This is a genomic window from Pseudacidovorax sp. 1753 (assembly GCF_040544975.1).
GTDB lineage: Bacteria > Pseudomonadota > Gammaproteobacteria > Burkholderiales > Burkholderiaceae_C > Xenophilus.
In genome coordinates, this window is sequence record NZ_JBEPKY010000001.1 from 256,095 (window position 1) to 269,101 (window position 13,007).

Sequence of the window (13,007 nt, forward strand, 5' to 3'; positions counted from 1 at the left end):
ATAGATCACCCCACGAGGACAACGCGCATGAAGGTGCGCAGGGCCAACAACACCGCCACAGCGAGGACGATGGGCCGCGCCCCCTCGCCCACCTCGCAGAGCGGATCAAAGGACAACACATAGGTCTGCCCCAGCAGTTGCATCGGTTTGCCCGCAGGACACGCAGCCGTTTCGCTCGGTTGATTGAGCCAGGCCGTGAACTGAGAACCCCCGGCCGCTTGCTCAAAGCCCTGACGCACACCCGTTACCGGCGTCTCCCCAGTTTGCTTCCACGTCGATGACCAGTTAACGAAGTCGCACCGTTGCTTGTGTTGCTCCTGAGCCATGGCGCATTGGATGGCGTCCCCTTTGCACTGAAAGCCCGAGGCGCACGAGCCGGAGAAGCTACTGCCGTCCTCCCCATCACCGCAAACACTCAATGAGGAGTTGCCTTTGCAGGCATCACCGGCTGAAACCGTGGAGGACGTACTGCTACACGTGGACGAGCTTTGACCATTGAGAGTCGTGCAATCGGTCGTGGTCGTGGTGCACTTCGACCCGTCGCACTTCGTCTCCTTCGTGGTGTCGGTCTTGTCCCCGTTGGCATTTGTACTGCTGCTGGTGGACTTCTCTTCAACGGGACTGTCAGTGCCACGCGGCGCGCACACACGCTGTCCATTGACCTCCCCAGCCGATTGCCCCTCAGGACAAGGCGACGGCGAAGCAGTACCAGGATCGGGCTTGTCAGGCTCTTTGCCGTCCGCAGGCTTCGGCGTGCTGCCAGCAGGCCCCTCCCCGTTGCCCCCACTGCCATTGCATGACGTCCCCTTCTGACCCGTGTAGACGCCCTTACCTTGAGAGAACCAGTGACCAGAGCCCGGAGGGTCTTCCCACGACAACCCACGTTCCACCTTGACCACACACTTACCACCCCCGGCACTGTTCCAACCATCGCAGAAAAAGAACTCGTCCCCCTTACCCTCATAGTTCTTATAGCCGGCTGTCTGCCCGGCCAGCTTCTGGCATTCGTCAGGCTCAGGCACACAGGAATTGCCCGACTCGATATAGCCACTGTTGCAACTGCACGTGCTACCCGACGCCGTACTGTTCGCCGGACATGCAGAGCGATATTCAACAGGCAGGTTGTAGCGGCACTCTCCACCCCAATCGCATGTAGTGACCATTTGGCATGGGGACGTGGCCGGATAGGAAATATTGCACGAAGCCTGCGCACCAGCGTTATAGCCCCCAGTCTTGCTACTGGCCGCATCCTGACAAGACAAAAAGAAGTCACTCCACTGCCCATTCCCGGTTTGGATACGGCACTGCGCGCCATCGACGGGAGCGAGCGCAGCGGCCGCATCCTTAGCCCCAAAGACACCACCGAAAACAAGCACCAGGACGATCAAACGAAGGAACGCCATCACCGCCCCCCTGCCGTCAAGAACAAAAGCCAGAAGGCCGCGACAGTGACCACCATCACGACGTTGTTTGAGAAGTCGAAATCCACTGTCATAGACCCTCCGAGACGAAAAAAAGGGGGCGCAGTGTCCCCACCGCACCCCCGCACACGTGAAGGCTTAGCCGCCCGCCACGAAGCCCTTGATCCAGCGGTACGTCATCACGACGACCGCCAGGCCGATCATGGCGCCGCCCACCGTGGTGATCGCGGTCTTGGCCTGATCGATCCCCGTGGTCACCACCGAGACGTCGATGCCGGCCGACTGGGCCATGGCACCACCGGCCGCAGCCGCCAGGGCACCACCGACCACCACCGCGCGCTTCAGCGCGCCTTTCGTTTGCTTGTCCATATGGACCTCCTTTCAAGGTGCAACAGCGCACCGGGAGGCCGACGACGTTTCACAACGCTGGCCGGCTACCCGCTGAGCTCTACCCCCGTCCGTTCCAGACGAACCGAAAGACCAACCCCACCGCGAAGGCCAACGCCAACGCACCCACAACAGCCGAGGTGATGGCCCCGGCCTCCGATGAAGACAGCGGCTGGATGGGGTACAGCAGCCGGGCCATTTCCTCGCGCGTGGTCACCACCAGGCCGGTGGAACACGCACTGTCCTGCACGAGCACATCCGCACTGCCACTGGGCAGCACAACAGCCTCGGTGCGCACGCAAATCACGCCTCTTCCCTCTCACGTCGCTGACGGAATTTCTCAGCCCCGTAATAGACGGCATCCATGGCGATGTTCCCCATGACACTGCCGAAGAAGGCAGCACCGACACACACCCACGCGAACATGCCCAACGATTGGCCGATGGCATTGACCACCAGCTGCGCGACAACGACGGGATCAACCATGACGAGCCCTTGCGAGACGAATACGACGATTGCGCTCAGCCACCATGTGCGCACCATCCACCAGCGACGTGAAGACCACCGCCACTAGGAAGCCACCAGCCAGGCCGAGGACGAAGACAGGTTCCATCACTGGCCCGACCGGGAAGACTTCTGGAAGTGATTGGGCGGCAAGGCCGTCAAGCCGGTCAGCATGGCTTCCACGCGACGGTCCCGGAGGGAGACACCGAGGGCGAAGGCGCCCACGTAGTCGCCAGGCGTGGGGGAATCCTTACCACGCAGCTGCTTAGGCAGCATCAACACGCCGACCTGTGCGGGCGTGCCGTCTTCGTTCAACAGCAGGCATTCCGCATCCTGCATGGACCAGGGACGGCCGTCTTTGTTGCCAGTACGTTCTTCGTTGACCTTGATGATCTTGATCAGTGCAGTGATAGCCATAGTGGGGGCCTCCTAAGCCCGGACAGACTGGCAAGACGCCAGCCGAAGGCCCACGCGCGCATGGGCTATCGGATGGGGTCTAACGACGGTCATCACGCGACGCCAACAGCAGGCCGAATACGCCCGAACCCACGGCAGCACACACCATCGAGACATAAGCCTTCCACCAGTCCCCGACGGACACCGACCAAACCAGGGAACCGAGACCCCACAGGTAACAGACCCAACCCAATACATGCAAAAGGACAGGCTCCGGAGAGCGACGACCCTTCATAACCCCGCCTCCCTCTCAAGGTCCAAGAAAATGGCGAGGACAACAGCACGGCCCAACGCGGCATCCGACTCCGACTGCGCCAGGCGCGCAGCACCAGGCATGCACAGGGCTTCAAACTGGACGACCTGTTTCGCGTAGCGCGCCGCATCGGCCAGGTGTTTGCGAAGCAGCGTGAGGGCTTCGGGGCCCTCAGGCTCGAACAGGGAGAGTTGATCGGAGGCAGTCATCAGCAGCCCCGGCCAATGAGGAAGGCCGCACAACGCCGAAGCTCGGAGAACACCTCCAACGACATCGGATCCTCACGACCCCACATCGCCACGTCCTCAAGGTACTCAGCCCGCAAATAACGGAGCTGAAGCGCATCCAAGGACGGACCACGGGTGCAGTCCCCGCCGCCTACCTCGACCGGAGCCGGCAAGCTATCAGCCGAAGCTTGATCAGCGGGGGGAGTGCAAGGGGTCCACGAATGGGTGATCGTGAAGGGCGCGCCACAGACTGCGCAGTGAGAGGGGAAGGAAAGCATGCCGGCTCCTAAGGTGAAAATCACCAAACAATGGAGTCAGCAACTGACCCCAACTTTTGGTTACCCCATTTTATGGAGTGACACCATTTTTAGGAGTCGATATGTCTTTGGTATTTGCTATCGAACAAGCCGGAAAGATAGTCGGATCGGAACGAAAGCTAGCGACGCAGCTAGGCATCACGCAGGGGAACTTGTGGGAGATGAAGTCAGGCCGGCGCGCGTGCCCGCTCGGCATGCGTGCACAGATCGCCCACATCGCTGGCCACGACACCAAACGAGCGATCTTTGAAGGACTGGCAGCCAAACTGGACCCAGCCGACCCATGGGAAGCCGAGGCATTGGCCACCCTACAGGCGATCATTGACGCATTCCCCGAGGCCGGCGAAGAAGCAAAAAGCCCCACCGAGATTGCTCAAGGCGGGGCTACTGTGTCTCGGCGGAAGCGGTGAGATTCGAACTCACGGACGGTTGCCCGTCGCCGGTTTTCAAGACCGGTGCAATCGACCACTCTGCCACGCTTCCTGGGTCGGCCTTCTGCGGCGGCGCCGGATGGCGCCCGAAGGCGAAAAGAGGCCGCAAGTGTAAGGGCACCGCCGCGCCCTTCCGCGGGTGGGTCGGCGTCAGTCCGCCTCGCCGCCCTCCGGCAGGAACATCGCCTGCAGGTCGCTCAGAAAATCCATGCCCCGCTCGGTGGGCCACACGCGGTGCAGGTCGCGCGCCAGCAGGCCGCGGGCTTCGGCCTCTTCCAGCGGGCGGCGGATGGCGCTGATGGCCAGGCCGGTGCGCTCGCCAAACTGGGCCAGCGTGAAGCCTTCCTTCAGCCGCAGCGCATTCAGCATGAACTCGAAGGGCAGGTCGGCCAGTGCCACGTCGTCGCTCTGGGCCACGGCCTGGCCGGCCAGGGCCTGCGCCATGTAGCGCTGCGGGTCGCGCACGCGCACCTGCCGCACGATGCGGTGGGCAAAGCTCAGCTTGCCGTGCGCACCCGCGCCCAGGCCCAGGTAGTCGCCGAACTGCCAGTAGTTGAGGTTGTGCGTGCAGCTGTGGCCCTGCCTTGCATAGGCCGACACCTCGTAGCGCGCCAGGCCCGCGGCCGCCGTGCGCTCGGTGATGCGGTCGAGCATGGCGTAGGCGATGTCGTCCTCGGGCAGCACGGGCGGGTGCTTGGCGAAGAAGGTGTTGGGCTCGATGGTCAGGTGGTAGATCGACAGGTGCGGGGGCGCAAGGGCCAGGGCCTGGTCCAGCTCGGCCTCCAGGCCCTGCGGCGTCTGCCCGGGCAGCGCGTACATCAGGTCGAGATTGAAGGTCTCGAAGGCCTGGGCGGCTTCTTCGACGGCGGCGATGGCTTGGCGGCGGTCGTGCACGCGGCCGAGCGCCTTCAGGTGCGCGTCGTCGAAGCTCTGCACGCCGACCGACAGCCGCGTGACGCCCGCGGCGCGGTAGGCGCGGAAGCGGTCGCGCTCGAAGGTGCCGGGGTTGGCCTCCAGCGTGATCTCGCAGCCGGGCTCCAGCCGCAGGCGGGCGCGCACGGCGCCGAGCAGCCGGTCGATGCTTTCGGGCGCGAACAGGCTGGGCGTGCCGCCACCCAGGAAGATGGTGTGCACGGTGCGGCCCCACACCAGGGGCAGCGCGGCATCCAGATCGGCGATCAGGGCGTCGATGTAGCGCTGCTCGGGCACGGCCGCCGCATCGCCCTCACCGCGCCACTCGTGCGAGTTGAAGTCGCAGTAGGGGCACTTGCGCAGGCACCAGGGCAGGTGGATGTATAGCGACAGCGGCGGCGATGCGGCCAGTTGCAGCGGGCCGGGCCGCATCATGTGCAGCACGTCGTTGGCCTGCGGCGCCACGGCCACGACGGGCTGGATCGGGATGCTGCTCATCCGCCCAGGGCCCAGCGCTCGCGCATCAGGGCCAGCATGGCGCGCGCGGCCTGGCCGCGGTGGCTGTGGGCGTTCTTCACCTCGGGCGGCAGTTGCGCGAAGGTCTTGCCGAACTGGGGCAGGAACATCACCGGATCGAAGCCGAAGCCGTGCTCGCCCACCGGCTCGGTGGTGATCTCGCCGACGGCGCGGCCCACGGCGACCAGCGGCTCGGGGTCCTCGACGTGGCGCAGCGCGACCAGCGTGCTGACCAGCGCGGCGCGGCGGTTGGATTCGCCGCGCAGCTGCGCCAGCAGTGCCTTGACGTTGTTGGCGTCGCCCTTCTCGTAGCCGAACTGCGTGGCGTAGTAGGCCGTGTCCACGCCAGGCAGGCCGCCGAAGGCGTCGACGCACAGGCCGGCATCGTCGGCAATGGCGGGCAGGCCGGTGGCCGCGCTGGCGTGGCGGGCCTTGGCCAGCGCGTTCTCGACGAAGGTGCGGAAGGGCTCCTCCGCTTCGCCCACGCCCAGCTCGGACTGCCGCACGAGCGTGAGCCCCAGCGTACCGAAGAGCTGCTGCAGCTCGGCCAGCTTGCCCGCGTTGTTGGATGCGAGAACCAGTTTCATGGATGTCTCGTACGCGCGCGTGCTCAGGCGATCTGCAGCGCCTGCTTCTGCAGCTGCACCAGCTCGGCGATGCCCTTGTCGGCCAGCGCCAGCAGCTGGTTCATCTCGTCGCGGCTGAAGGCGGCGCCCTCGGCCGTGCCCTGCACTTCCACGAAGTGGCCGGCGCCGGTCATCACGACGTTCATGTCGGTGTCGCAGGCAGAGTCTTCGACGTATTCCAGGTCCAGCAGCGGCGTGCCCTGCACGATGCCGACCGAGATGGCGGCCACATGGCTGCGGATGGGCGACGCGGCCAGCGTGCCGGCGGCGATGAGCTTGGCAACGGCGTCATGCGCGGCCACAAAGGCGCCGGTGATGGCGGCCGTGCGGGTGCCGCCATCAGCCTGCAGCACGTCGCAGTCGAGGTAGATCGTGCGCTCGCCCAGCGCGGCCAGGTCGAACACGGCACGCATCGAGCGGCCGATGAGTCGCTGGATCTCCTGCGTGCGGCCGCTCTGCTTGCCGCGTGCGGCCTCGCGATCGCCGCGGGTGTGGGTCGCGCGCGGCAGCATGCCGTACTCGGCGGTGACCCAGCCTTCGCCGCTGCCGCGCTTGTGCGGCGGCACCTTCTCTTCGACGGAGGCGGTGCACAGCACGCGGGTCTGGCCGAACTCGATGAGGACGGAGCCTTCGGCATGGATGGTGAAGCCGCGGGTGATGCGCACGGGGCGGAGCTGGTCGGCGGCGCGGCCGCTGCTGCGGATGAAAGGGCTCATGTGAATCTCTGGATCGGAAACGTGGAAAAGCAAGGCGATGGCCGCGGGCCCGGAAGGCTCGCCGTGCAGCACCTTGCGCGGATCAGTTCTTTCGGGCGGCGGAGCGCCGTATCGCCTCGTTGATCTCGGCGATGGAGCGCTCGATGGCGGCCTCGTCGAGCTCGTCGTGGTCTTCCTCGCCCGGCAGCCCGGCCTGGATGCTGGAGGCAAAGACGTCCGGCCCGATGCTGTCGGTGGAAACGCCCGGCTCGGAGCCGGGCGCATCGGGCGTCTCCCACTCCACCGCGATCAGCGTGACATTGTCGGAGTGACTGCCGCCGCGGCGCAGGGCCATCTCGACGAGTTCGGGCGCCGCATCGGCCACCGGGCGGGCGCCGAGGGTGCGGACCAGCAGCGCGTCCTCGACCACGCTCCAGAGCCCGTCGGAACAGAGCATCAGGCGGTCGCCCTGCTGCAGGGACAGCGGCTCGGACAGATCGAACAGCGGCGGCACCGGCGAGCCCAGGCAGGTCTGCAGCAGGTTGCGGTTCACCGGCATGGCGCCCCCCTCGGCACGAGGCCGCTCGACATTGGAGTGGTCTCGCGTGCGCACCATCAGCCGGTTGCCCCGCACCGCATACAGGCGCGAATCGCCACAGTGGACCCAGGTGGCGCAACCCTGCTGCAGCACCGCCACCACGATGGTGGTGCGCGGCGTGTCGAGCATGGCCTTGCCGCTGGCGTAACGCATGATCTGCTGGTGGGCCGCCATGACCGCCGCCGCGAGGAAGGCGCGCACGTCCTTGAGCACGGGCCGCGCCTCGCGCTGGAACAGCGCCGCCACCGCCTGCAGCGCGATCTGCGCCGCCACCTCGCCTTCCGGATGGCCGCCCATGCCGTCGGCCAGCACGAACAGCGCCGACTCGCGGGTGTAGCAGTAGCCCATGCGGTCCTCGTTCTTGAGGCGCCCGCCCTTGCGGCTGACCTGGAAGACGGAGAACTTCATGACGCCGCCGGACGGGTGGTGGGCGTGCCGGCCTTGGCCAGCGGCTTGCGCTCCGTGGCACGCATGTTGTCGATCGACAGGCGCATGCGCTCGGCCACCGACAGCTTGGTGTAGCGGCGCTCGCCCTCGCGGCCCAGCTCCTTCTGCAGCGCGAAGACGGACTGGGGCCGCGACAGCGGGTCGAGGGCCATGCACCACTCGACCACCTCGATCAGGTCGTCCGAGTACACGCCGCGCATGCGCGTGAGCGACAGGCCCAGGCGGTCCTTGTCGAGCCGCTGGGGGGCGTCCAGCGGCGGATAGCCGTGCATGCAGGCGTACATGCAGGCGCCCACGGCATAGATGTCGGTCCACGGGCCCATGGAAGAGTCGCGCCGATACATCTCGGGCGCAGCAAAGCCGGGCGTGTACATGGGCCGCACGAAGTTGCCCTCTTTGGAGAGCACCTCGCGGGCGGCGCCGAAGTCGATCATCACCGCGCGGTCGTCGTCGGTGATGAAGATGTTGGCGGGCTTGATGTCCAGGTGCAGCATCTTGTGCTGGTGCACCACGCGCAGACCGCGGAGGATCTCGTCGAACAGCGAGCGGATGGTCGACTCGCGCAACACCTTGGCGCGCTTGAGTTCGCGGGCGGTGACGATGAAGTCCTGGAGCGTGGCGCCTTCCAGGTAGTTCATCACCATGTAGACGGTCTCGTTCTCGCGGAAGAAGTTGAGCACGCTCACCACCGAGGCATGGGCGATCTGCGCCAGGGCCCGGCCCTCCTCGAAGAAGCTCTTGAGTCCGAGTCGGTAGAGCGACAGCTTTTCGGGCGCCACCTGCGGAATGAGGCTGCCGTCCTCGCGCGTCACGAGCGACGAAGGGAGGTATTCCTTGATGGCGACCTGCTGGCCCGCCTTGTCCACCGCCAGGTAGACCACGCCGAAACCGCCGGAGGAAATGCGTCGAACGACTCGGTAGCCACCGATCACCGTGTCCGGCATCAGGGGCGACGGTTTGACCTTTGACATAATCGGAGGCTTCGCCCGAAGAGGTGAGGCGGCAAGCCCGTCGATCCACATGAGAGAGGGTGCCGGCCCGTCGCTTCTGCGGGGCTTGTCAGACGAACACGAGCCGAGAGCGAGGTGCAATGGCAGTTTACAGCATGACCGGTTACGCCAGCGGCCAGAGCCGCGCGTCGAGCGCGGACGCGCCCGCGGGCGAGGAACGCCCGGGCCCTCGCCTCGGCCTGGAGCTGCGCGCCGTCAACAGCCGCTTCCTGGACCTGAGCTTCAAGCTGCCCGAAGAGCTGCGCCAGCACGAGCCGGCCCTTCGCGAACTTCTCACCCGCCGCCTCAAGCGCGGCAAGGTCGAGATGCGTGGCTCGGTCGAGACCGGCACGGACGCGGCGGTGGCCGAGCCCTCCGTGCGCCTGCTGCAGCGGCTCAACGGCGTCCAGGACGCGGTGCGTGCCTGGCTGCCGACGGCCCGCGAGCTGAGCGTGGCCGATGTGCTGCGGCTGGCCGGCAGCGACGGCGGCCGCACGCTGCCCGCCGAACAGTTCGATGTCGTCGCTCTCGCCACCTCCGTGGTGGACGACCTGATCGCCGCGCGCCAGCGCGAAGGCGGCCGGCTCGTGGCCTTGCTGCAGGAGCGGCTGCAGGGCCTGCGCGCCCTGGCCGAGCAGGCGGAACCGCTCGTGCCCCGGCTCGTGGAGCAGCAACGCACCCGCTTTCTGGAGCGCTGGCAGGAAGCCATGGGCCTGACCGCGGGCAGTGCGACGCCCGAGACCGCGCAGGACCGCGCGCTCTCCGAGGCCACCGCCTTTGCGATCCGCATCGACGTCGCCGAGGAACTGGGCCGTCTGCGCGCCCACCTCGACGAGATCGACCGGCTGCTCACCAAGGGCGGCGAAGTCGGCAAGCGGCTCGACTTCCTGATCCAGGAACTGCACCGCGAGGCCAACACACTCGGCTCGAAGTCGGCGGCACTCGAACTCACCCGCATCGGCGTCGACATGAAGGTGCTGATCGAGCAGATGCGCGAGCAGGTCCAGAACATCGAATGAGCGCCATGGAATATCCCGGAAACCTGTTTGTCGTCGCGGCGCCGAGCGGCGCCGGCAAGTCCAGCCTGGTCAAGGCCTTGCGCGAGCTGGATTCGGCGGTCAACCCGTCGGTCTCGCACACCACCCGTGCGCCGCGCGGGCAGGAAAAGCACGGCCGCGAGTACTTCTTCGTCTCGCCCGCCGAATTCGACGCCATGGTGCAGGCCGAGGCCTTCCTCGAGTGGGCCAATGTGCATGGCCACCGCTACGGCACGTCCAAGCGCGCGGTGGAAGAGCGCATCGCCTCGGGTGCCGACGTGATCCTGGAAATCGACTTCCAGGGCGCGCTGCAGGTGCGCAAGGTGTTCGCCAACGCGGTGCTGATCTTCATCCTGCCGCCGAGTTGGGAAGAGTTGCGCTCCCGCCTGGAGCGCCGCGGCGAGGACGCCCCCGAGGTCATTGAGCTGCGCCTGCAGAATGCGGCCGAGGAGATGACGCAAACCCGTGAATTCGACTACGTTATAATCAACGAGTTATTTGAACGCGCGCTTTTCGACCTCAAAGCGATCGTTCACGCGCAGCGGCTTCGCTACTCTGCCCAGCGCCGCGCCCGTGCCGACACCTTCGCGGCACTGAACATTCCCTGACACTTCATCAAGGCATACCGTCATGGCCCGCATCACCGTCGAAGACTGCCTGCAGCAGATCCCCAACCGCTTCCAGCTCGTCCTGGCGGCCACCTATCGCGCCCGCATGCTGAGCCAGGGCCATGCGCCCAAGATCGAGAGCAAGAACAAGCCCGCGGTCACCGCCCTGCGCGAGATCGCCGATGGCAAGGTCGGCCTCGAGATGCTCAAGAAGGTTCCGGGCTGATTGCCGCCACCTCTCGCAACTCCGGCGAAGAACAAGCACCTTTCGAGGTGCTTTTTTTGCGCCCGGAGACCGCGGGACGCTTCAGCGGCTAAAGTCGAAGCATGAGTGTGGTCCTTCCCTCTTCCGCATCCGGCGCGGCGCCGGCGCCCGGCAAGGCGCCGACCGCCGCGCTGAATGCGGCTGCGGCCAGCTTCGCCGCGCTGACTGCGCGACTGGACTATCTGGCGGCGGAGGATGTGGACCTGGTGCGCCGCGCCTACCGATTTGCCGACGAAGCCCATCTCGGCCAGTTGCGCAACAGCGGCGAGCCCTACATCACGCATCCCATCGCCGTCGCCGCCCAGTGTGCCGAGTGGAAGCTCGATGCCCAGGCCCTCATGGCCGCGCTGCTGCACGACGCCATCGAAGACTGCGGCGTCACCAAGCCTGAATTGGTCGAGCGTTTCGGTTCGGCGGTGGCGGAACTGGTGGACGGCCTCACCAAGCTCGACAAGCTTCAGTTCGACACGCGCGAGGAGAACCAGGCCGAGTCCTTCCGCAAGATGCTGCTCGCCATGGCGCGCGACGTGCGCGTCATCCTCATCAAGCTGGCCGACCGCACGCACAACATGCGCACCCTGAGCGATGCGCCGCGGGCCAAATGGGGCCGCATCGCGCGCGAGACGCTGGACATCTACGCCCCGATCGCCTACCGCCTGGGGCTCAACCAGACCTACCGCGAGTTGCAGGAGTTGTCGTTCCGGCATCTCAAGCCCTGGCGCCACGCGATCCTGACCAAGGCCGTGGCCAAGGCCCGCAGCCGCCGGCGCGATCTCATCCAGAAAGTGCAGCGCGACGTGGAGACGGCGTTTGCTGCCGCCGGCCTCCAAGTGCGTATCGCCGGCCGCGAGAAGACGCTGTATTCCATCTACCGCAAGATGGACGACAAGCACCTGAGCTTTGCACAGGTCACCGACATCTACGGCTTTCGCCTGATCGTGCCCAGCACGATCGCCTGTTACACGGGCCTGGGCGTGCTGCACCAGCTGTACAAGCCGCACCCGGGCAAGTTCAAGGATCACATCGCGATCCCCAAGATCAACGGCTACCAGTCGCTGCACACGACGCTGGTGGGCCCTTCGGGCGTGAACGTGGAGTTCCAGCTCCGTACCGAAGCGATGCATGTGGTCGCCGAGTCCGGCGTGGCGGCACACTGGCTTTACAAGGCCGTCGGCGATGCAGACCAGGGCGAGCGGCTCAGCGCCAAGTGGCTGCAGTCGCTGGTCGACATCCAGGACGAGACGCGCGACGCGCGTGAGTTCTGGGAACACGTCAAGGTGGATCTGTTCCCGGACGCGGTCTATGTCTTCACGCCTCGCAGCGAGATCCTGGCGCTGCCGCGCGGCGCCACGGTGGTGGACTTTGCCTATGCAATCCACACCAACGTGGGCCACCACGCCTCGGCAGCCCGCATCAACGGAGAGCAGGTGCCGCTGCGCACCGAACTCAAGAACGGCGACGTGGTCGAGGTGATCACCGCGCCGGTCTCCACGCCCAACCCGGCATGGCTGGGTTTTGTGCGTACCGGGCGGGCCCGCTCGAAGATCCGCAATTACCTCAAGACCCTCGCCCAGGCCGAGTCGGAGCGCCTGGGCGAAAAGCTGCTGTCCCAGGCGCTGCGTGCCGAGGGCGTGCGCAAGCTGCCGGGAATCGAAGCGGACTATCAGGCGATCTGGGACAAGCTGCTGCGCTTCACCGGCAACCGCAACCGCGAAGACCTGATGACCGACATCGGCCTCGGTAAGCGGGTGGCCAGCATCGTGGCCAAGCGGTTGATGACGCTGCTGGCCGAGCGTGGCGAGAAGCCCGATGCGCTGCTGATGAGCCGCGAGCGCTTCACGGCGCATGAGAACGTCTCGCAAGGCGCGGTCACGCTGGACGGCAGCGAAAACTCATCCGTGCGCTTTGCGCTGTGCTGCCGCCCCGTGCCCGGCGATCCGATCGTGGGCTATCTGGGCCATGGCGAAGGTCTGGTGGTCCACACCGACGCCTGCGGGGTCGGCCAGCGGCTGCGCCACAAGGACGCCGAGCGCTTCTTCGCAGTGGAATGGGCCGACGAGCCCGTGCGCAGCTTCGAGACAGGCATCCTGGTGACGGTTCGCAACGACAAGGGCGTGCTGGCGCGCGTCGCCTCCACCCTCGCCCGGGCCGAGGCGGACATCACCCACGTCGAGATGCCGGACGAAAGCCAGCAGGATTCGACCGACCTGCGCTTCGTCATCGCTGTGCGCGACGCAGCCCATGTCGAATCCGTGCTGCGCGCCGCGCGGCGTACACCGTCCGTGCTGTCGGCACGGCGGATCGTGCCCGCGCCCTGA

The 13,007-nt window shown here is 66.3% G+C and carries 16 protein-coding genes and 1 tRNA gene; 5 read left to right on the forward strand and 12 right to left on the reverse strand.

What is annotated here, in order from left to right:
- Nucleotides 1-5 precede the first annotated feature (5 nt).
- The 6 genes from ABIC63_RS01180 to ABIC63_RS01205 form a co-directional block, all read right to left on the reverse strand.
- A complete protein-coding gene (locus ABIC63_RS01180; protein WP_354318387.1) occupies nucleotides 6-326 on the reverse strand; it encodes a virulence factor TspB C-terminal domain-related protein in 321 nt (106 codons plus the stop codon).
- 1,233 nt (nucleotides 327-1,559) lie between these two features.
- Nucleotides 1,560-1,790, reverse strand: a complete 231-nt coding sequence (locus tag ABIC63_RS01185) for a major capsid protein (protein ID WP_354318388.1) — start codon at nucleotides 1,788-1,790, stop codon at nucleotides 1,560-1,562.
- Nucleotides 1,791-1,869: 79 nt separating this feature from the next.
- Nucleotides 1,870-2,115: a hypothetical protein gene (locus ABIC63_RS01190; protein WP_354318389.1), complete on the reverse strand. Its 246-nt coding sequence runs from the start codon at nucleotides 2,113-2,115 to the stop codon at nucleotides 1,870-1,872.
- The gene (locus ABIC63_RS01195) at nucleotides 2,112-2,294 is read right to left on the reverse strand and encodes a hypothetical protein (RefSeq protein ID WP_354318390.1); all 183 of its coding nucleotides are present in this window, start codon (nucleotides 2,292-2,294) and stop codon (nucleotides 2,112-2,114) included. The genes ABIC63_RS01190 and ABIC63_RS01195 overlap by 4 nt, the downstream gene beginning before the upstream one ends.
- A gap of 126 nt (nucleotides 2,295-2,420) precedes the next feature.
- Entirely contained in the window at nucleotides 2,421-2,729 is a 309-nt protein-coding gene (locus ABIC63_RS01200) for a hypothetical protein (protein WP_354318391.1), read from the reverse strand.
- Nucleotides 2,730-2,999: 270 nt separating this feature from the next.
- Nucleotides 3,000-3,230, reverse strand: a complete 231-nt coding sequence (locus ABIC63_RS01205) for a hypothetical protein (protein WP_354318392.1) — start codon at nucleotides 3,228-3,230, stop codon at nucleotides 3,000-3,002.
- Between the two features lie 397 nt (nucleotides 3,231-3,627).
- On the opposite strand from ABIC63_RS01205, the gene ABIC63_RS01210 reads away from it, so the two are divergent.
- Complete coding sequence (locus ABIC63_RS01210) at nucleotides 3,628-3,975, forward strand: hypothetical protein (RefSeq protein WP_354318393.1); 348 nt, start codon at nucleotides 3,628-3,630, stop codon at nucleotides 3,973-3,975.
- Here ABIC63_RS01210 and ABIC63_RS01215 read toward each other — a convergent pair.
- The 6 genes from ABIC63_RS01215 to ABIC63_RS01240 all read right to left on the reverse strand — a co-directional run bounded on the left by ABIC63_RS01215 (nucleotide 3,964) and on the right by ABIC63_RS01240 (nucleotide 8,761).
- Nucleotides 3,964-4,048, reverse strand: a tRNA-Ser gene (locus ABIC63_RS01215). The genes ABIC63_RS01210 and ABIC63_RS01215 overlap by 12 nt on opposite strands.
- A gap of 98 nt (nucleotides 4,049-4,146) precedes the next feature.
- Nucleotides 4,147-5,406 (reverse strand): radical SAM family heme chaperone HemW, encoded by a 1,260-nt coding sequence (gene hemW, locus ABIC63_RS01220; protein ID WP_294367166.1) that lies wholly within the window; start codon nucleotides 5,404-5,406, stop codon nucleotides 4,147-4,149.
- The gene (gene rdgB, locus ABIC63_RS01225) at nucleotides 5,403-6,011 is read right to left on the reverse strand and encodes an RdgB/HAM1 family non-canonical purine NTP pyrophosphatase (protein ID WP_294367163.1); all 609 of its coding nucleotides are present in this window, start codon (nucleotides 6,009-6,011) and stop codon (nucleotides 5,403-5,405) included. The genes hemW and rdgB overlap by 4 nt, the downstream gene beginning before the upstream one ends.
- Before the next feature lie 23 nt (nucleotides 6,012-6,034).
- Nucleotides 6,035-6,766 carry a ribonuclease PH gene (gene rph, locus ABIC63_RS01230; RefSeq protein WP_017760655.1) on the reverse strand — a complete coding sequence of 244 codons (732 nt, stop codon included), beginning with the start codon at nucleotides 6,764-6,766 and terminating at the stop codon, nucleotides 6,035-6,037.
- Between the two features lie 82 nt (nucleotides 6,767-6,848).
- Nucleotides 6,849-7,751 carry a PP2C family protein-serine/threonine phosphatase gene (locus ABIC63_RS01235; RefSeq protein ID WP_354318394.1) on the reverse strand — a complete coding sequence of 301 codons (903 nt, stop codon included), beginning with the start codon at nucleotides 7,749-7,751 and terminating at the stop codon, nucleotides 6,849-6,851.
- Entirely contained in the window at nucleotides 7,748-8,761 is a 1,014-nt protein-coding gene (locus ABIC63_RS01240; RefSeq protein WP_294367153.1) for a serine/threonine protein kinase, read from the reverse strand. The genes ABIC63_RS01235 and ABIC63_RS01240 overlap by 4 nt, the downstream gene beginning before the upstream one ends.
- Before the next feature lie 119 nt (nucleotides 8,762-8,880).
- On the opposite strand from ABIC63_RS01240, the gene ABIC63_RS01245 reads away from it, so the two are divergent.
- The 4 genes from ABIC63_RS01245 (at nucleotide 8,881) to ABIC63_RS01260 (ending at nucleotide 13,007) form a co-directional block, all read left to right on the forward strand.
- A complete protein-coding gene (locus ABIC63_RS01245) occupies nucleotides 8,881-9,798 on the forward strand; it encodes a YicC/YloC family endoribonuclease (RefSeq protein WP_294367152.1) in 918 nt (305 codons plus the stop codon).
- A 5-nt stretch (nucleotides 9,799-9,803) separates the two neighbouring features.
- Nucleotides 9,804-10,424, forward strand: a complete 621-nt coding sequence (gene gmk / locus ABIC63_RS01250; protein ID WP_017758911.1) for a guanylate kinase — start codon at nucleotides 9,804-9,806, stop codon at nucleotides 10,422-10,424.
- A 22-nt stretch (nucleotides 10,425-10,446) separates the two neighbouring features.
- Nucleotides 10,447-10,650 (forward strand): DNA-directed RNA polymerase subunit omega, encoded by a 204-nt coding sequence (gene rpoZ / locus ABIC63_RS01255; RefSeq protein ID WP_017758912.1) that lies wholly within the window; start codon nucleotides 10,447-10,449, stop codon nucleotides 10,648-10,650.
- A gap of 101 nt (nucleotides 10,651-10,751) precedes the next feature.
- The gene (locus ABIC63_RS01260) at nucleotides 10,752-13,007 is read left to right on the forward strand and encodes a RelA/SpoT family protein (RefSeq protein WP_294367148.1); all 2,256 of its coding nucleotides are present in this window, start codon (nucleotides 10,752-10,754) and stop codon (nucleotides 13,005-13,007) included.